This is a genomic window from Pseudomonas sp. GW821-FHT01E05 (assembly GCF_059422425.1).
The window spans coordinates 24,119-43,434 of sequence record NZ_JBWKWW010000013.1 but is presented as its reverse complement, the minus strand read 5'-3'; the positions used below and the strand labels follow the sequence as shown (position 1 = coordinate 43,434).

Here is a 19,316-nt window from a genome sequence, read left to right as displayed (position 1 = left end):
AGCAAGCTCGCTCCCACAGGGTATTGCGATGGCCGTGATTCGGTCTCCAGGTAAAACCTGCCCCACATAAAACCAAACGCTAATCCCTCTTATTCAAACTCCCCTACCCTGATAGACTTTGCGCCCTTGTTTTGCTCGTCTTGCAGGATGTCTGATGCCCTCGTTGTCTCTTCGCTTGTCCGCTCTGTTCATGGCCCTGGGCCTGAGCGCCTGCGATGACGTTCCGCATTTCACCAAGGCCGAGCCCGGTGAAGCGCGTTCGGGCGGCAGCGCGACAGTGAGCAAGACCGATCAGAACGCCTTCTCCCTGCCTTCGGCCAATCTTTCACCCACCCGACGTCTGGATTTCAGCGTCGGCAACAGCTTCTTTCGCAGCCCGTGGGTGATCGCCCCGTCAACCACTACCGCCCGCGATGGCCTGGGTCCGTTGTTCAATACCAACGGCTGCCAAAACTGCCACATCAAGGACGGTCGCGGTCACCCGCCAACACCCGACTCGGATAACGCGGTGTCGATGCTGGTACGTCTGTCGATCCCCAACGCCCCCGCCTACGCCAAAGTCATCGAGCAGCTCGGTGTCGTGCCGGAGCCAGTCTACGGCGGACAGTTTCAAGACATGGCGGTACCCGGCGTCGCGCCGGAAGGTAAAGTGCGGGTCGATTACGACCCCGTGCCGGTTCGTTTCAAGGACGGCACCGAGGTCGAGTTGCGTAAACCCAGGCTTGCAATCACCCGGCTCGGCTACGGAGCGATGCACCCGGACACGCGTTTCTCTGCACGCATAGCTCCGCCGATGATTGGCCTCGGTCTGCTCGAAGCCATCCCCGATGCGGCGATTCTGCACAATGCCGATCCGGGAGACGACGACAGCAACGGCATCGCCGGGCGACCGAACTGGGTCTGGGATGACGCGCAACAAAAAACCGTTCTCGGACGTTTTGGCTGGAAAGCCGGCCAACCCAATCTCAATCAACAAAACGCTCACGCGTTTTCTGGTGACATGGGCCTGACCACCAGCCTGAGACCGGTTGATGATTGCACCCCTGCACAAATCGCCTGCCTGCAAGCCCCCAACGGAAATGGCCCGGACGGCGAGCCGGAGGTCAGCGACAACATCCTGCGTCTGGTGCTGTTCTACAGCCGCAACCTCGCCGTTCCGGCCCGCCGCGATGTGAGCTCGCCGCAAGTGCTGGCCGGTAAAAGCCTGTTCTATCAGGCGGGCTGCCAGTCCTGTCACATACCGAAATTCACCACTGCCGCGAATGCCGCAGAGCCTGAGCTGGCCAATCAGGTAATTCGCCCCTACAGCGACTTGCTGCTGCACGACATGGGCGACGGCCTGGCCGACAATCGCACCGAATTCCAGGCCACTGGCCGCGACTGGCGTACGCCGCCGTTGTGGGGCATCGGCCTGACGCAGACGGTCAGCGGCCATACCCAGTTCCTGCATGACGGCCGCGCCCGTAATTTGCTCGAAGCCGTTCTCTGGCACGGCGGCGAAGCCCAGGCGGCTCAGCAACAGGTTTTAGCTTTCAATGTCGAGCAACGCGCCGCGTTGCTGGCATTCCTGAATTCTCTATAACGCGTTTTCCATAAGTTTTCCCCCAAAAGAAGGGAGCACGAATGTTCCGTCCCAAACTGTTGTTCACCAGCCTTGCCGCGCTCGCCCTGGGTGCCTGCTCGCCCCAGGACCCACAGGCAGTCACCTCGGCGGCCATCGCCAAGCAAGTGATCCTGCCGAGCTACAGCCGCTGGGTCGACGCCGACCGCCAATTGGCAATCAGTGCGCTGGCTTTCTGTGAAGGCAAGGAAAGCCTGGAAACCGCTCGCGCCGATTTCCTCCACGCACAAAAAGCCTGGGCCGAGTTGCAGCCGCTGCTGATCGGCCCGCTGGCCGAGGGTAACCGTTCCTGGCAGGTGCAGTTCTGGCCGGACAAGAAGAATCTGGTCGGCCGTCAGGTCGAGCAACTGGTGACCGCGCAGCCGCAGATCGATGCCGCCGCTCTGGCCAAATCCAGCGTTGTCGTGCAAGGCCTCTCGGCCTATGAATACGTTCTGTTCGACAGCAAGGTCGACATGGCCGACAGCGCGCAGAAAGCCCGCTATTGCCCACTGCTCAAGGCCATTGGCGAGCGTCAGAAACTCCTCGCCGAAGAGATCCTGTCGCGCTGGAACAGCAACGACGGCATGCTCGCGCAGTTGAGCAAATTCCCGAATCAGCGTTACGCCGACTCCCACGAAGCGGTCGCCGATCTGCTGCGGGTTCAAGTGACCGCACTGGACACCCTGAAGAAAAAACTCGGCACGCCAATGGGTCGCCAGAGCAAGGGCTTCGCGCAGCCGTTCCAGGCCGATGCCTGGCGCAGCCATTCCTCCCTGCAAAGCATGGAAGCCAGCCTCGCTGCCGCCCAAACCGTCTGGGTCGGTGTCGACAACAAGGGCCTGCGCGGCCTGTTGCCGAGCGAGCAGAAACCGCTGGCCGACAAGATCGATGCTGCCTACGCCGCTTCCTTGAAACTGTTCGCCAGCAACCAGCGTTCACTGACCGAGATGCTGACCGACGACGCCGGTCACCAACAGCTCAATGATCTTTACGACAGTCTCAATGTCGTCCACCGCCTGCACGAAAGCGATCTGGCCAAGGCGCTGGGTATCCAGCTGGGCTTCAACGCCAACGACGGTGACTGATGAGGGTAAGTTCCATGCTACGACGCCAGGCTCTTACTTTAGGCAGTTTGCTGCTTGGCGCAGTGACGCTGGGCGGCTGGACGCTGTTTCGGCACAAGGACAAAACTCCTTTGCTGCTCTCGGCGCGCAACGATGGCGACGGCAAGCACTATGCCGTCGGTTATCGTCTGGACGGCACCCAGGTGTTCGCCACCCGGGTCGGTCAGCGTTGCCATGACATCATCAATCATCCTGTGCTGCCGATTGCACTGTTCGTCGCCCGTCGCCCCGGGACCGAGAGCTACTTGATCGATCTTCGGGATGGCACGCTGTTGCAAACGCTCGCCTCACAACCGAACCGGCACTTCTACGGTCACGCAGTGATTCACAAGAGCGGCGACTGGCTCTACGCCACCGAAAACGACACCACCGATCCGGGTCGCGGCCTGCTCGGCGTGTACAAATTCGAAGGTGAGCGACTGATGCACAGCGCAGAGATTTCTACCCACGGCATCGGGCCCCATCAAGTGTCGTGGATGCCCGATGGTGAAACCCTGGTAGTGGCCAATGGCGGAATCCGTACCGAGGCCGAAAGCCGGGTCGAGATGAACCTCAATGCCATGCAGCCAAGCCTGGTGCTGATGCAGCGCGACGGTACGCTGCTGAGCAAGGAAACCCTCGCCCAGCAGATGAACAGCGTGCGCCACCTGGGTGTTGCCAGCGACGGCACCATCGTCGCCGGCCAACAGTTCATGGGCGACGCCCACGAATCTTCCGAACTGCTGGCGATCAAGCGCCCCGGTCAGCCCTTCGTCGCCTTCCCGGTCGCCGAACACCAGTTGCAGGCGATGGGGCACTACACCGCCAGCGTCGCCGTGCATAGCGAGTTGCGTCTGGTCGCCCTCACTGCGCCGCGGGGCAACCGCTTCTTTATCTGGGATCTGGACACTGCTCAAGTGCGCCTCGATGCGCCTTTGCCAGACTGCGCCGGGGTCGGTGCGGTGGCCGATGGTTTTGTCGTCACGTCGGGTCAGGGACGTTGCCGTTTCTACGACTGTCGGCAGCCACAGCTTGTTGCAAAGCCCCTTGAGCTACCTGCAGGGCTCTGGGACAACCACCTGCATCTGATCTAACCCTCGTAGCAGCTGGCGAAGCCTGCGTTCGGCTGCGTAGCGGTCGAACGCAGGCTTCGCCAGCTGCTACGAGTCTGGAATCACCACCCTAGTCGGAGTAATCTGCCCGAGACCTCATCGTTCTCAGCTATTTTTCCGAGGAAGCGGAACATGCTGCGTCGCCGCATGCTGATCATGCTGGGCATTGTCCTGCTTATCGTTCTGCTGCTCGCAGGTTACAAAGCCTTCTCCACCTATCAGCAGATCCGGGTGTTCTCCGTACCGAAACCTCCGGTGAGTGTGGCTGTGACCACCGCGACTGAGCGCCCATGGCAAAACCGTCTGCCGACGGTTGGCACCCTCAAGGCGTTGCAAGGGGTCAACCTGAGTCTGGAGATCGCCGGGAGGGTCAAGGACGTGCAGTTCCAGTCCGGGCAGAAGGTCAATGCCGGTCAACCTATCGTGCAACTCGACAGCGCTGTGGAAAGTGCCCTGCTGGAAACCGCTCAGGCCGACCTCGGTCTGGCCCAGCTCGACTATGGCCGGGGCAGCCAACTGGTGGGCAGCCAGGCAATTTCCAGGGGTGAATTCGACCGGCTCACGGCGCAATTGCAAAAGAACAAAGCCACGGTCAATCAACTCAAGGCTTCGCTGGAGAAAAAACACATCGTCGCGCCTTTTAGCGGCACCATCGGTATTCGTCAGGTGGATGTCGGCGACTACCTGCCCAGCGGCACAGTAATCGCCACCTTGCAGGACCTGAGCAGCCTCTACGTCGACTTTTACGTACCGGAACAGTCGGTACCGAAAATAGCCCTTGGCCAGCCGGTTCAGGTCAACGTCGCGGCCTATCCGACGCAGAACTTCCCCGGCACCATCAGCGCAATCAACCCAAAAGTCGAAAATACCACCCGCAATGTACTGGTGCGCGCGACCCTGGCCAATCCAGACGGCAAGTTGCTACCGGGCATGTTCGCCAGCCTGCAAGTCCTGCTGCCGGATCCACAACCGAAGATCGTGGTGCCGGAAAGCGCGATCACCTACACCCTCTATGGCAATTCGCTGTTTGTGGTTGCACAGAAAAAAGCCGCCGACGGCAGCGTCGAGAAAGATGCCCAAGGGCAACCGGTGCTGATCGCCGAGCGACGCTTTGTCGAAACCGGCGAGCACCGCGACGGGCTGGTGCTCATCACCAAAGGCCTGCAGAACGGCGAACAAGTGGTCAGCGCCGGCCAGATCAAACTGGACAACGACGCCCATATCGCCATCAGCGCCGACAAGACCTTGCCAGCCGAGCAGACCAGTCAGCCTCGCGCCTACTGATCAAGGAATCCCCCATGGCTTTTACCGATCCGTTCATCCGCCGCCCGGTACTCGCCACAGTGGTCAGCCTGTTGATTGTGCTGCTGGGCTTCCAGGCCTGGAGCAAGCTGCCGCTGCGCCAGTATCCGCAAATGGAAAACGCCCTGATCACGGTGACCACCGCCTACCCCGGGGCTAACGCCGAGACCATCCAGGGTTACATCACCCAACCGATGCAGCAGAGCCTGGCGAGTGCCGAAGGCATCGACTACATAACCTCGGTCAGTCGCCAGAATTTCTCGGTGATTTCGATCTACGCGCGAATCGGCTCCAACAGCGACCGGCTGTTTACCGAGCTGCTGGCCAAGGCCAACGAGGTCAAGAACCAACTGCCCCAGAACGCCGAAGACCCGGTGCTGAGCAAGGAGGCTGCGGGCGCCTCGGCGCTGATGTACATCAGTTTCTTCAGCAAGGACCTGAACAACCCGCAGATCACCGACTACCTGTCGCGGGTGATCCAGCCCAAACTGGCGACGCTGCCGGGCATGGCCGAAGCAAAGATTCTCGGCAACCAGGTGTTCGCCATGCGCTTGTGGCTGGACCCGGTCAAACTTGCCGGCTACGGCCTCAGCGCCAATGACGTGGCCGATGCGGTACGCCGTTACAACTTTCTCTCGGCGGCTGGCGAGGTGAAAGGCGAATACGTGGTCACCAGTATCAACGCCAATACCGAGCTTAAATCCACCGAAGCCTTCGCCGCCATCCCGCTGAAAATCGACGGCGACAGCCGGGTACTGCTCAGCGATGTGGCACGGGTGGAAATGGGGGCAGAGAACTACGACACCATCAGCTCCTTCGGCGGCATTCCGTCGGTGTACATCGGCATTAAGGCCACCCCCGCCGCCAACCCGCTGGACGTGATCAAGGAAGTGCGCAAGATCATGCCGCAGCTGGAGTCCCAGTTGCCACCAAACCTCAAAGCGGAGATCGCCTACGACGCCACGCTGTTTATTCAGGCATCGATCAATGAGGTGGTGAAAACCCTGTTTGAAGCAGTGCTGATCGTGATTGTCGTGGTGTTCCTGTTCCTTGGTTCCCTGCGTTCGGTATTGATTCCGGTGGTCACCATCCCGCTGTCGATGATCGGCGTGATGTTCTTCATGCAATTGATGGGTTACTCGATCAACCTGCTGACCCTGCTGGCAATGGTGCTGGCCATCGGGTTGGTAGTGGACGATGCGATCGTCGTGGTGGAAAACATCCACCGGCACATCGAAGAAGGCAAGACACCGCTCGACGCCGCCATTGAGGGTGCCCGGGAAATCGCCATGCCGGTGGTTTCTATGACGATTACGCTGGCCGCGGTCTACGCGCCGATCGGTTTTCTCACAGGCCTGACTGGAGCGTTGTTCAAGGAGTTTGCCCTGACCCTGGCCGGTGCGGTGGTGATCTCCGGGGTCGTCGCCCTGACCCTTTCGCCGATGATGTGCGCTCTGCTCCTGCGCCACGATGAGAACCCCTCAGGCCTGTCCCATCGTCTGGATATGATCTTTGAAGGACTCAAACGCCACTATCAAAGCATCCTGCATGGCACGCTCAATACGCGGCCGGTGGTGGTGGTGTTCGCGGTGATTGTCCTGTGCCTGATTCCGGTTCTGCTGAAATTCACCAAGTCCGAACTGGCACCGAATGAGGACCAGGGCGTCATTTTCATGATAGCCAACGCGCCGCAACCGACCAACCTCGACTACCTCAACGCCTACACCGATGAGTTCCTTGCGATCTTCAAGAAATTTCCCGAGTACTACTCATCGTTCCAGATCAATGGCTTCAACGGCGTGCAATCAGGGATCGGGGGTTTCCTGCTAAAACCGTGGAACGAACGCCACCGGACCCAGATGCAAATCCTCCCGGAGGTTCAACGCAAGCTCGCTGCCGTCACCGGGCTTCAGGTGTTCGGCTTCAACCTGCCGTCCTTGCCGGGTACCGGTGAGGGCTTGCCGTTCGCATTCATCGTCAACACCCCGAACGATTACGAATCACTGCTGCAAGTGGCCAATAGAGTGAAAAAGCGCGCACTGGAATCCGGCAAGTTCGCCTTTCTCGACATCGATCTGGCCTTTGACAAGCCTGAAGTGGTGGTCGATATCGACCGCGCCAAGGCAGCACAAATGGGGGTTTCGATGCTGGATCTGGGGGGCACCCTGGCGATATTACTGAGTGAAGCGGAAATCAACCGTTTCACTATCGAAGGCCGCAGCTACAAGGTCATCGCCCAGGTCGAGCGAGCCTACCGCGACAATCCCGACTGGCTGAGCAACTACTACGTAAAGAATGCCAAGGGTGAACTGCTGCCGCTGTCGACCTTGATCACCATCACCGACCGTGCCCGCCCAAGACAGTTGAATCAGTTCCAGCAGCTCAATTCGGCGACGATCTCGGGCGTTCCCGTCGTCAGCATGGGCGAAGCCATCGAAACCATACGGCAGATCGCCCGGGAAGAAGCCCCTGCGGGCTATGCCTTCGATTATGGTGGCTCTTCCCGGCAATTCGTTCAGGAAGGCAGTGCACTGTGGGTGACCTTTGCCCTGGCGCTGGCGATCATTTTCCTGGTGCTGGCGGCACAGTTCGAGAGCTTCCGTGATCCGCTGGTGATTCTGATGACAGTCCCCCTGTCGATCTGCGGCGCGCTGATCCCGTTGTTCCTTGGCTGGTCGAGCATGAACATCTATACCCAGGTCGGACTGGTGACCTTGATCGGCCTGATCAGCAAGCACGGCATCCTGATCGTCGAGTTTGCCAACCAGTTGTGCAAGAACAAGGGCCTGTCACCTCGAGAAGCTGTAGAAGAAGCTGCGGCAATTCGCTTGCGACCGGTGTTAATGACCACCGCGGCGATGGTGTTCGGCATGGTGCCGTTGATCATCGCCACCGGTGCAGGCGCCGTCAGTCGTTTCGATATCGGTACGGTGATCGCTACTGGAATGTCGATTGGCACTCTGTTCACCTTGTTCGTGCTGCCTTGTATTTACACCCTGCTGGCCAGGCCGGACAAATAATCGACAACCGAAAATAAAAGGCCTCGCAATGCGAGGCCTTTTATTTGGGTTTTATTCTCTTCAACTTTGTGGCCTCTTTCCTTGAGAAAGACCGAACATGAACAGCAAAAAATCACTGTCGGGGCTGGTTGCAACTGATGCCTTTGCTACCCGAGGCAGGGGACAATGCGCGTCGCTGTGCGCTGCACTGAGGACTTTGGTGCGTGGCTGCTCCCAAACAGCCACCGCCAGAGAAATAACTGCCAAGGCTCCTGCTAAAAACAAACCTCGCGCAATTTCCAGTTTCATTACTCTAAACCTTTGATAGCGCTGCCAAACGCCGTCGTATAAAAATAGCTGAGTTTCTGCCAGTCTGTAGGGCCCCACGACGAATGGCGGCGTAGCTGTTTCATGTCGTGGAGGGCAGCACGTTTACGGGTCAAACGTTGCCGGCACTTCTCCAGATCCAGTAAAGCCACCTCGACTGTGGCGGCCTCACCCTACCCGCGCTGGCTCCAGAAATAGTCGAAACGCGCCTCAGGAGCGACGTCCATTTCTGATGCATCTTCCACTGCCATCCTGTTACTTCTTGCGTAATACATGAATTCGCCACATGGCGTAGAGCGGGAAAAAGCCCAAATGTTCCTGAACGCGAAAGCCGGCTCGCTTGAATTTTTCGTCTACGTAGCTGCCGATAGCACAAAACGATTTTGGTAACCTTGCTGCCCGGCTTCCTGCTTGCGCTTTTGCACCATGCGCTTACGTTTCCAGGCCTTGAAGTTGCCATCGACCCAACGAGAGATAATGACGCTGTCGCGGGTAACCCGCTGAAACGCCAGCAGCAGGGCAAGCCGACAGGAGATAGCATTGGGCTGCTACCCGATTACAACTGCGGTAAACGCGTGCCCCGAAGAACCCGGGGCATGACAAAAAATCAGACTTTGGCCTGGCTCAGCTCGACGTGGAACCGGCAGCCATTGGGTTCCATTGTGCTGAGGCTGACGCTCCAGCCCTGGTTTTCACAGATACGCTGCACCAGTGACAGACCAAGGCCCAGGCCCTCGCCACGCTTTTCGTTGCCACGCACGAACGGCTCGAACATCGCCTCGCGCTTTTCTTCGGGAATCCCCACACCGCTGTCCTCTACCACAAAGCCGGTAGGTTCCAGGGTCAGGCGGATAAAACCACTGTCAGTGTAATGCAGCGCATTGCGCAACAAGTTGCCCATCACCGCATGCAGGAACGTTGCGTTATAGCGGGTATCCAGCGGTTTGTCGGGGTCATAGATCAGCTCAATCCCCTTGGCCTCAATGGGTTCACGCCACAAACCAATCAGATCCTCGGCTGCCCGACTCAAGGTCAGCTGGGGCGACATGCTGGCATCTTCGCGCTGGGCACGCGCCAGCATCAGGAAGGTCTGGACCAGCTCGCGCATGTCTTCACAGGCGCGGGCAATCCGCTCGACCTGGGCGCGACCACGCTGGTCGATGCAGGGATTTTCCAGCAGCAATTCGCAGGAACTGGCCAACACCATCAGCGGAGTGCGCAATTCGTGACTGACGTCGCTGGTGAACAGACGCTCACGACTCAGCGCCTGGCGTAAACGCCCCAAGGTAGCGTCGAAGGCCACCGCCAGTTCACCCACCTCATCGGCGGCATAATCAGGTGCCAATGGCGGCGCGAGGCCAAGCAACTGATCGCGATGACGAACCTGGCGAGCCAGCCGCACCACCGGTGCCATTACCTTGCGCGCCAGGATCCAGCCAAGAAACACCGCTAGCGCCAGACTCAGCACAAAGCCCACCAGCACCACTGCGAACAGCACCCGTTCACGGTCTTCAAAACCACTCTGGTCCTGCAGCAACACATACCGCCTGCCGTCGACGATCTCGACTATGGCGTGATACGACAAATGCTCACGAAATACTTCGTGAAACCCCGCATCCAGGCTGCGCAAATCCTTGGGCAATTCAAAATCGCCACGCCCACCACTGAAATAAAATAGCTGATCCGGTTCCGGCCGGTGGCTCCAGTCCTCGATGCTGTCCATCAACAGCAGACGCTGCAGATCACCGCCCAGGACTGATGAAATCAACTTTGCTTCAACCAGATGCACCGTTGCCACGATGCCCAGGGCGAATGTCCCTGCAACCAATGCACTCATCAACGCAAAGGCGATGATGATCCGTTGCGCAAGGCTCTGCTTAAACTCCATCACGCCCCTCGGCCAAGCGATAACCGACACCATGCACCGTCTGCAACAGCGGCTTGGCGAATGGCTTGTCGATCACCTGACGCAACTGGTGAACATGGCTGCGCAGACTGTCGCTGTCCGGGCAGTCGTCGCCCCACAGGGCTTCTTCAAGAATCTCGCGACGCAGCACGTGAGGACTCTTTTGCATCAGCACCGCCAGCAACTTGAGGCCCACAGGATTGAGCTTGAGCAAACGTCCCTCGCGGGTCACCTCGAGGGTGTCGAGGTCGTAGTTCAGATCCCCCACCTGCAAAGTCCGTCGCCCGCCCCCTTGAGCACGACGCATGACCGCCTCGATCCGCGCTGCCAGTTCAGACAGCGCAAAGGGTTTCACCAGGTAATCATCGGCGCCGGACTTGAAGCCCAGCAGTCGATCATCCAGTTGATCACGAGCGGTGAGCATGATCACCGGGGTATCGCGACGAGCATCTTCACGCAGCCGTTTGCACAGGGTGTAGCCGTCGATACCAGGCAACATAATGTCGAGCACGATCAAGTCGTAGTGCTCGGTCGCCGCCAGGTGCAGGCCTGACAAGCCGTCTTGCGCGCAATCCACGGTATAGCCTTTAAGCCCCAGGTAGTCGGCCAGATTCGCCAGGATATCGCGGTTGTCTTCAACCAATAGAATTCGCATGGGCACTCCTCCGTACACAGTAACGGCCATCTTGGCTCGCGCAGCTTAAGGCCAAGTATGACTCACGGCTAGGGCTGTCATTGACGTCTTTGGACATGGACCTTGCAAAACTGTCTAGTCCTGAAACAGATGTAAACCTATTTCAGGACGAGTCAGCGGATATAAAAAAGCCCCGCCTGCTTATCGCAGGCGGGGCTTTTTTGTACAGGGTAAGGCTGGCTTACATCATGCCGCCCATGCCACCCATACCGCCCATGTCTGGCATGCCGCCAGCAGCTGGTTTGTCTTCCTGGATCTCGGCGATCATCGCTTCGGTGGTGATCATCAGGCTGGCAATCGAAGATGCCGCTTGCAGAGCCGAACGGGTCACTTTAGCCGGGTCGAGGATACCCATTTCGATCATGTCGCCGTATTCGCCAGTCGCAGCGTTGTAACCGAAGTTACCGACACCTTGCTTGACCTTGTCGACAACTACGCTTGGCTCGTCGCCCGAGTTGGCAACGATCTGGCGCAGAGGAGCTTCGACAGCACGACGCAGCAGAGCGATACCAACGTTCTGATCAGCGTTCTCGCCTTTCAGTTCGCTGATCGCTTGCAGAGCACGAACCAGTGCCACGCCACCGCCAGGTACCACGCCTTCTTCAACGGCTGCACGGGTAGCGTGCAGGGCGTCTTCAACGCGGGCTTTCTTCTCTTTCATTTCAACTTCGGAACCAGCGCCAACCTTGATTACCGCAACGCCGCCGGACAGCTTGGCCAGACGCTCTTGCAGTTTTTCACGGTCGTAGTCCGAAGAAGTATCAGCCACTTGCTGGCGGATCTGCAGAACGCGAGCCTGGATATCAGCCTCAACGCCAGAACCGTCGATAATGGTGGTGTTTTCTTTGGACAGGATCACGCGCTTGGCATTACCCAGGTGTTCCAGGGTAGTGCTTTCCAGGCTCAGACCGATCTCTTCGGAGATTACGGTACCGCCAGTCAGAACAGCGATGTCCTGCAGCATGGCCTTGCGACGGTCGCCAAAGCCTGGGGCTTTAACGGCAGCAACTTTAACGATGCCGCGCATGTTGTTCACAACCAGAGTCGCCAGGGCTTCGCCTTCAACGTCTTCGGCAACGATCAGCAGTGGACGACCGGCTTTGGCAACGGCTTCCAGTACTGGCAGCATTTCGCGGATGTTGGAGATCTTTTTGTCGACCAGCAGGATCAGCGGACCGTCCAGCTCGGCAACCATGGTGTCTGGTTTGTTGATGAAGTACGGGGACAGGTAACCGCGGTCGAACTGCATGCCTTCAACAACCGACAGTTCGTTTTCCAGGCCAGAGCCTTCTTCAACGGTGATCACGCCTTCTTTACCGACTTTTTCCATGGCTTCGGCAATGATGTCGCCGATGGAGCTGTCGGAGTTGGCAGAGATGGTGCCGACCTGAGCGATGGCCTTGGTGTCAGCGCAAGGCTTGGACAGGGCTTTGAGTTCTTTGACGATAGCGATGGTCGCTTTGTCGATACCGCGTTTCAGGTCCATCGGGTTCATGCCGGCAGCGACGGCTTTCAGGCCTTCGTTGACGATCGATTGAGCCAGAACGGTAGCGGTGGTGGTGCCGTCGCCTGCGTCATCGTTGGCACGGGAGGCAACGTCTTTGACCAGCTGCGCGCCCATGTTTTCGAAGCGATCTTTCAGCTCGATTTCTTTGGCTACGGAAACGCCGTCCTTGGTGATGGTCGGAGCGCCGAAGCTCTTCTCGATGATCACGTTACGGCCTTTAGGGCCCAGGGTCGCTTTTACTGCGTCAGCCAGGACGTTGACACCGGCGAGCATTTTCTTACGGGCGGAATCGCCGAATTTAACTTCTTTAGCAGCCATGATCGTTATTCCTTAAATACTTTGTAGTAGCGGGAAATTGAGCGGGAATCAGCCTTCGATAACAGCGAGGATTTCGTTCTCGCTCATTACCAACAGGTCTTCGCCGTCTACTTTCACAGTGTTGCTGCCGGAGTAAGGGCCGAACACAACCTTGTCACCCACTTTCACGGCCAGCGCACGTACTTCACCGTTGTCCAGCACGCGGCCGGTACCTACAGCGAGGATTTCACCGCTGTTGGCTTTTTCGGCAGCCGAACCTGGCAGAACGATACCGCCAGCGGTTTTCTTTTCTTCTTCGCTGCGACGGATGACGACGCGGTCATGCAGAGGACGAAGCTTCATTGTCGATCTCTCCTAATTGTGGTTTTCATCGGCCGGTGTCTATTCCGGCAGGTTTGCAAATCCGGCGGTGCCGGTTGCGGCTCGCCAAGCGAACCGCGGAAGTCTGTCTGGCGTGACCACCAGAAACCTTGCGGTGAACGTTAGATAAGGGCGCATAAGCTTATTACAAGGGCTGATGAGCGAATTTTTTTACGCCTGGCATCTGCCTGAAAACAAACATGGCACCCGAAGGTGCCATGCCGACACGTAAAACCCGTTACGAATCGCGATGCTCGAACTCACCTTCGATCACGTTCGGCTGGCGTCCCAGGGGCGGCTTTGGAGTCGGCCCGCCGTGAGCCTGCATGTCCTCGGCAAAGGCACGCTGACGAATCGCCTGTTCCTCGGCACGTTGACGCATCTTGTTGGCCAGCAGCCGGCGAGTGATCGGCAGCAGCATGATCAAGCCAACTACGTCGCTGATGAAACCCGGCAAGATCAACAGACCGCCGCCCAGGGCCATCATCAGGCCTTCGAGCATTTGCTGAGCCGGCAATTCGCCGCGATTCAGGCTTTCACGTGCCCGCAGGGCCGTGGCCAAACCAGCGACACGTAGCACCACGACACCCAGCATCGAGCCGAGAATGATCAACAGCAACGCCGGAAAGAAGCCGATGGCGGAGCTGACGTTGACAAACACAAACAGCTCTAGCACCGGAAACAGCAGAAAGAGCAACAAAAAAGGGCGCATCAAATGGTTCCTCAACGGAAGAGTGCCTTCCAGTTCACATTAGATGACGTCGCCATTTCGTGAATTCAAGCATCGGCACCTTCATTCTTTGGCCAATGCTCGGCGTGAGCCAGAGAAACCAAGGCTTCGCGAACTTGTGTCGGGGTATTACAAGGCTCTTGAAAGGGCAACCAGTACAGCCCCTGACCGATGCGCAAATGCATGCCTTCGGTGTCGATTCCGGCCAGTTGTGCCGGTACGGTTTTCGGCAATCCGGCCAACTCGACGTAATGGGCGATGGCCTTGGCGTGGTCGCGGTTCATATGTTCGACCATACTTGCTTCCGCCTTGCCGGCAAAAGGGTTGGCCAGGGTGAGCTGATCGACCCAGTGAATCGCGCCGAAGCCACCGATGTAGCGATGGCGGACCGGTTTGAGGACCCAAAAGTCGAAGTCATGGGCCTTGTGATAGTTGCGCGACTCCGGGAAATAGCGGTAATAGCGTTCGGCGGCGGCCTCGATCACCTCGGGTTCTCTGAGTTTTTCGGCCTCGGCCAGATAGGTCAGGCGGCCGACGGCTTGTACATCTTCGGCTTTACGCTCGCCTACCAGCAGTGAACATTTGGCATCTTTGAGCAAGTTGTGGGTGTGCTGGGCAATCCGGCTGATCAGGATCAGCGGCCGCCCCTGCTCGTCCAGGCAGTAAGGAACCACCGAGCCGAAAGGAAAACCGGGCATGGCCTTCGAGTGCGTCGACAACACTCCGCGGTATTCCTTGAGCAGCAGTTCTCGTGCATGCTTAGCGGCTTCAATGCTCAATTTATGACTCCTTATATAGAATCCGTCGAAAATGGACAGGCGCCTGGAGCAAAGTTCCAGCAACGCCAACGGGGGCAGTTCTCATATGCAGCCGAACCACATCACGCGCGCAGGAGAGGCCTTGTAGAAGGAAACCACTCTGACCTGCTACCAGGGGCACGCGAATGCAACTCACTGACAAAGTAATCATTATCACTGGCGGTTGCCAGGGTTTAGGTCGTTCCATGGCCGAGTATTTCGCCGCCAAGGGCGCGAAGCTGGCACTGGTCGACTTGAACCAGGAAAAGCTCGATCTGGCTGTGGCTGCCTGCGAGGCCGCCGGCGTCGAAGCCCGGGCTTATCTTTGCAACGTCGCCAATGAAGAACAAGTGACCCACATGGTCGCTCGGGTAGCCGAAGATTTTGGCGCGATTCACGGTTTGATCAACAATGCCGGAATCCTGCGCGATGGCCTGCTGATCAAGGTCAAGGACGGTGAAATGACCAGGATGAGCCTGGCTCAATGGCAGGCGGTGATCGACGTCAACCTGACCGGTGTTTTCCTTTGCACCCGCGAAGTGGCGGCGAAGATGGTTGAGCTGAAGACTCAAGGCGCGATCATCAATATCTCGTCGATTTCCCGCGCTGGTAACGTTGGCCAGACCAACTACTCCGCCGCCAAGGCCGGTGTCGCCGCAGCCACCGTGACCTGGGCCAGGGAACTGGCGCGCTACGGGATTCGTGTCGCGGGTATCGCGCCAGGCTTTATCGAAACAGAGATGACCCTGAGCATGAAACCCGAAGCGCTGGAGAAAATGACGTCGGGTATTGCGCTCAAGCGCATGGGCAAGCCTGATGAGATCGCCCACTCGGCGGCCTACATCTTCGAGAACGACTACTACACCGGCCGGATCCTGGAATTGGATGGCGGTTTGCGCATCTGAAATCAAATCACGATCTTGTAGGAGCCCGGCTTGCCGGCGATAGCGGGCTTGAGTACGCCATCGCCGGCAAGCCGAGCTCCTACAGAAGCGATTTAATCGTCGCTGACGGTGATGCTCGGCATCGCCGGCGCATCGGCTTCCTGCAAAACGATCCGCGCACCGACGTGACGTGCCAGTTGTTGATAGACCATGGCGATCTGACTGTCAGGTTCGGCAATGACCGTCGGTTTGCCACCGTCGGCCTGTTCGCGGATCACTATCGACAACGGCAGCGAAGCCAGCAGCTCGACCCCGTATTGCGCGGCCAGCTTCTCGCCACCGCCTTCGCCGAACAAGTGCTCGGCGTGACCGCAATTCGAACAGATATGCACGGCCATGTTTTCCACGACGCCCAACACCGGAATGTTGACCTTGCGGAACATCTCCACGCCCTTGCGCGCATCCAGCAGTGCCAGATCCTGCGGCGTCGTGACGATTACCGCACCGGCCACCGGGACTTTCTGCGCCAGGGTCAATTGAATGTCACCGGTGCCTGGCGGCATGTCGATAACCAGGTAATCCAGATCACCCCAGGCTGTCTGTGTCACAAGCTGCAACAACGCGCCTGAAACCATCGGCCCACGCCAGACCATCGGTGTGTTGTCGTCGGTCAGGAAGGCCATGGACATGACCTCGACGCCGTGGGACTCAATCGGCACGAACCACTTCTGATCCTTGACCTTCGGTCGGGTACCTTCCGGAATACCGAACATGATGCCCTGGCTCGGTCCGTAGATGTCCGCGTCGAGAATCCCGACCTTCGCACCTTCGCGCGCCAGCGCCAGCGCCAGGTTGGCCGCAGTGGTGGACTTGCCCACGCCACCCTTGCCGGAAGCCACCGCCACCACGTTTTTCACGTTGGCCAGACCCGGAATCTGCGCCTGAGCCTTGTGCGCGGCAATTACACTGGTGACGTCGACCCTGGCCGTCACCACGCCATCCAGACCTTCGATGGCCAGTTGCAACAGTTGCGCCCAACCGCTCTTGAACAGTCCGGCGGCATAACCCAGTTCAAGCTCAACGGTGACGCGATCACCCTGGACGTCGATGGCGCGGACACAACCGGCGCTGACCGGATCCTGGTTCAGATAAGGGTCGGTGTATTGGCGAAGGACGGCTTCCACCGCTGCGCGATTGACTGCGCTCATGGGCAACTCCGATAGCAAGACTGTGAAAATCAGGGGGCTATCCTACCTGTTCTATGGCTATGACGGCATGCTTTCAGGATGAGACAAGGATCATATAGCCGAACATATAACTTGTAGCAGCTGGCGAAGCCTGCGTCCGGCTGCGTAGCAGTCGCAATTTGTTGATCCCGGTTTTCCTGAAGGAACCGGGATTCAGGTTTTACGACCGCTACGCGCCCGGATGCAGGCTCCGCCAGCTGCTACGAGGAACCGGAATAACACTCCACTGGGTGAAAAAAGTGCGCCGGCGCTTTATAGTGGCCGACCTCCGTTTCATCAAGTAGCCGAGCCCCATGTCCGAGCCACGCAAGATCCTCGTCACCAGCGCCCTGCCCTATGCCAATGGTTCAATCCACCTTGGCCATATGCTTGAGTACATCCAGACCGATATGTGGGTGCGCTTCCAGAAGCATCGCGGCAATCAATGCATCTATGTCTGCGCGGACGACGCTCACGGCTCGGCGATCATGTTGCGCGCGGAAAAGGAAGGCATCACCCCGGAACAACTGATCGCCAACGTCCAGGCTGAACACAGCGCCGACTTTGCCGAGTTCCTGGTGGACTTCGATAATTTCCACTCGACCCACGCCGAAGAAAACCGCGAACTGTCGAGCCAGATCTACCTGAAGCTGCGCGACGCCGGGCACATTGCCACGCGTTCGATCACTCAGTATTTCGACCCGGAAAAGAAAATGTTCCTGGCCGACCGCTTCATCAAGGGCACCTGCCCGAAATGTGGCACCGAAGACCAGTACGGCGACAACTGCGAAAAATGTGGCGCGACCTACGCGCCAACCGATCTGAAAGATCCGAAGTCGGCGATCTCCGGCGCCACACCGGTGCTCAAGGATTCGCAACACTTCTTCTTCAAGCTGCCGGACTTCCAGGAAATGCTGCAGAGCTGGACCCGCAGCGGCACCCTGCAAGACGCCGTGGCGAACAAGATCGCCGAATGGCTGGACGCCGGTCTGCAACAGTGGGACATCTCCCGCGATGCGCCGTACTTCGGCTTCGAGATTCCAGGCGAGCCTGGCAAGTATTTCTATGTGTGGCTGGACGCACCAATCGGCTACATGGCGAGCTTCAAGAACCTCTGCGCCCGTCGTCCGGAGCTGGACTTCGACGCGTTCTGGGCCAAGGACTCTACTGCCGAGCTGTACCACTTCATCGGCAAGGACATCGTCAACTTCCACGCGTTGTTCTGGCCAGCAATGCTCGAAGGTGCAGGCTACCGCAAGCCGAGCGCGATCAACGTCCATGGCTACCTGACCGTCAACGGCCAGAAGATGTCCAAATCCCGCGGCACCTTCATCAAGGCCCGGACCTACCTGGACCACTTGTCGCCGGAATACCTGCGTTACTACTACGCGGCCAAACTCAGCCGTGGCGTCGACGATCTGGACCTGAACCTCGAAGACTTCGTGCAGAAGGTCAATTCGGATCTGGTCGGCAAAGTGGTCAACATCGCCAGCCGCTGTGCAGGCTTCATCCACAAAGGCAACGCCGGCGTGCTGGTGGCCGGTAACGCCGCGCCCGAGCTGACCGAAGCGTTCCTGGCCGCCGCGCCAAGCATCGCTGAAGCGTACGAAGCGCGCGACTTCGCCCGTGCCATGCGCGAGATCATGGGCCTGGCCGACCGTGCCAACGCCTGGATCGCTGACAAGGCGCCATGGTCGCTGAACAAACAGGAAGGCAAGCAAGACGAAGTCCAGGCGATCTGCGCCCTGGGCGTCAACCTGTTCCGCCAACTGGTGATTTTCCTCAAACCCGTGCTGCCGTTGCTGGCCGCCGACGCCGAGGCGTTCCTCAACGTCGCACCACTGACCTGGAACGATCACGCGACCCTGCTCAGCAACCATCAGCTGAACGAGTTCAAACCGCTGATGACACGGATCGACCCAGTGAAAGTACAAGCCATGACCGACGCCTCGAAAGAGGACCTGGCCGCCAGCCAGACCGACACCGGTGCTGCGCAAGGTAATGGCGAATTGCTCAAGGATCCGCTGTCGGCCGAGATTGATTTCGATGCGTTTGCCGCCGTGGACTTGCGAGTGGCGTTGATCCTCAAGGCAGAACCGGTGGAAGGTGCAGACAAACTGCTGCGCCTGACCCTGGATATCGGTGACGAGCAGCGCAACGTATTCTCCGGCATCAAGAGCGCCTACCCGAACCCGGCCGAACTGGAAGGCCGCTTGACCATGATGATTGCCAACCTCAAGCCGCGCAAAATGCGCTTCGGGATCTCCGAAGGCATGGTGATGGCCGCCGGTCCCGGCGGTGAAGAAATCTACCTGCTCAGCCCGGACAGCGGCGCCAAGCCAGGCCAGCGTATCAAGTAAGACTCAGCGCTGGATTGATCCCCCCGCCATGTCGTTTCGTGGCGGGGGGATTTTCATATCCGGTGGGCCCTTCCTCCTTGCCGGATAA

General features: G+C 58.6%; 15 protein-coding genes and 2 pseudogenes. 7 read left to right on the top strand and 10 right to left on the bottom strand.

Annotated features, from left to right (window positions below; genetic code table 11):
- The first annotated feature begins 154 nt into the window (after window positions 1-154).
- The 5 genes from AC07W5_RS24750 (at window position 155) to AC07W5_RS24730 (ending at window position 8,140) form a co-directional block, all read left to right on the top strand.
- A complete protein-coding gene (locus AC07W5_RS24750) occupies window positions 155-1,582 on the top strand; it encodes a di-heme oxidoreductase family protein (protein ID WP_495024505.1) in 1,428 nt (475 codons plus the stop codon).
- 41 nt (window positions 1,583-1,623) lie between these two features.
- Window positions 1,624-2,688, top strand: coding sequence for an imelysin family protein (locus AC07W5_RS24745; RefSeq protein WP_495012922.1), 1,065 nt, complete (start codon window positions 1,624-1,626; stop codon window positions 2,686-2,688).
- Between the two features lie 14 nt (window positions 2,689-2,702).
- A complete protein-coding gene (locus tag AC07W5_RS24740; protein WP_495024504.1) occupies window positions 2,703-3,800 on the top strand; it encodes a DUF1513 domain-containing protein in 1,098 nt (365 codons plus the stop codon).
- A gap of 150 nt (window positions 3,801-3,950) precedes the next feature.
- A complete protein-coding gene (locus AC07W5_RS24735) occupies window positions 3,951-5,102 on the top strand; it encodes an efflux RND transporter periplasmic adaptor subunit (RefSeq protein WP_495024503.1) in 1,152 nt (383 codons plus the stop codon).
- A 14-nt stretch (window positions 5,103-5,116) separates the two neighbouring features.
- Complete coding sequence (locus AC07W5_RS24730; RefSeq protein ID WP_495024502.1) at window positions 5,117-8,140, top strand: multidrug efflux RND transporter permease subunit; 3,024 nt, start codon at window positions 5,117-5,119, stop codon at window positions 8,138-8,140.
- A gap of 60 nt (window positions 8,141-8,200) precedes the next feature.
- On the opposite strand, the gene AC07W5_RS24725 is transcribed toward AC07W5_RS24730, so the two are convergent.
- The 9 genes and pseudogenes from AC07W5_RS24725 to AC07W5_RS24685 all read right to left on the bottom strand — a co-directional run bounded on the left by AC07W5_RS24725 (window position 8,201) and on the right by AC07W5_RS24685 (window position 14,740).
- The gene (locus AC07W5_RS24725) at window positions 8,201-8,428 is read right to left on the bottom strand and encodes a hypothetical protein (RefSeq protein WP_494992028.1); all 228 of its coding nucleotides are present in this window, start codon (window positions 8,426-8,428) and stop codon (window positions 8,201-8,203) included.
- Window positions 8,428-8,619, bottom strand: a pseudogene (locus AC07W5_RS24720) (lipopolysaccharide kinase InaA family protein); the annotation flags it as partial. The gene AC07W5_RS24725 and the pseudogene AC07W5_RS24720, both read right to left, overlap by 1 nt.
- An 82-nt stretch (window positions 8,620-8,701) precedes the next feature.
- Window positions 8,702-8,979 (bottom strand): annotated as a pseudogene (locus tag AC07W5_RS24715) (SAM-dependent methyltransferase); the annotation flags it as partial.
- 74 nt (window positions 8,980-9,053) lie between these two features.
- Complete coding sequence (locus AC07W5_RS24710; RefSeq protein WP_494992027.1) at window positions 9,054-10,334, bottom strand: sensor histidine kinase; 1,281 nt, start codon at window positions 10,332-10,334, stop codon at window positions 9,054-9,056.
- The gene (gene colR / locus AC07W5_RS24705) at window positions 10,324-11,007 is read right to left on the bottom strand and encodes a two-component system response regulator ColR (protein WP_489071723.1); all 684 of its coding nucleotides are present in this window, start codon (window positions 11,005-11,007) and stop codon (window positions 10,324-10,326) included. Before colR ends, AC07W5_RS24710 begins: the two co-directional genes overlap by 11 nt.
- A 220-nt stretch (window positions 11,008-11,227) precedes the next feature.
- The gene (groL, locus tag AC07W5_RS24700) at window positions 11,228-12,871 is read right to left on the bottom strand and encodes a chaperonin GroEL (RefSeq protein ID WP_495024501.1); all 1,644 of its coding nucleotides are present in this window, start codon (window positions 12,869-12,871) and stop codon (window positions 11,228-11,230) included.
- A gap of 48 nt (window positions 12,872-12,919) precedes the next feature.
- Window positions 12,920-13,213: a co-chaperone GroES gene (locus AC07W5_RS24695; protein WP_047532658.1), complete on the bottom strand. Its 294-nt coding sequence runs from the start codon at window positions 13,211-13,213 to the stop codon at window positions 12,920-12,922.
- A 256-nt stretch (window positions 13,214-13,469) separates the two neighbouring features.
- Complete coding sequence (locus AC07W5_RS24690) at window positions 13,470-13,943, bottom strand: FxsA family protein (RefSeq protein ID WP_494992025.1); 474 nt, start codon at window positions 13,941-13,943, stop codon at window positions 13,470-13,472.
- A gap of 65 nt (window positions 13,944-14,008) precedes the next feature.
- Window positions 14,009-14,740 carry a HugZ family pyridoxamine 5'-phosphate oxidase gene (locus AC07W5_RS24685; protein ID WP_495024500.1) on the bottom strand — a complete coding sequence of 244 codons (732 nt, stop codon included), beginning with the start codon at window positions 14,738-14,740 and terminating at the stop codon, window positions 14,009-14,011.
- 164 nt (window positions 14,741-14,904) lie between these two features.
- Here AC07W5_RS24685 and AC07W5_RS24680 point away from each other — a divergent pair, with 164 nt between their 5' ends.
- Window positions 14,905-15,663 carry an SDR family oxidoreductase gene (locus AC07W5_RS24680; protein ID WP_495012916.1) on the top strand — a complete coding sequence of 253 codons (759 nt, stop codon included), beginning with the start codon at window positions 14,905-14,907 and terminating at the stop codon, window positions 15,661-15,663.
- Window positions 15,664-15,755: 92 nt separating this feature from the next.
- On the opposite strand, the gene apbC is transcribed toward AC07W5_RS24680, so the two are convergent.
- Window positions 15,756-16,850 (bottom strand): iron-sulfur cluster carrier protein ApbC, encoded by a 1,095-nt coding sequence (gene apbC, locus AC07W5_RS24675; RefSeq protein WP_494992022.1) that lies wholly within the window; start codon window positions 16,848-16,850, stop codon window positions 15,756-15,758.
- Window positions 16,851-17,182: 332 nt separating this feature from the next.
- Here apbC and metG point away from each other — a divergent pair, with 332 nt between their 5' ends.
- On the top strand, window positions 17,183-19,228 hold the full coding sequence (metG, locus tag AC07W5_RS24670) for a methionine--tRNA ligase (RefSeq protein ID WP_495012915.1): 2,046 nt from the start codon (window positions 17,183-17,185) through the stop codon (window positions 19,226-19,228).
- Window positions 19,229-19,316: the final 88 nt, after the last annotated feature.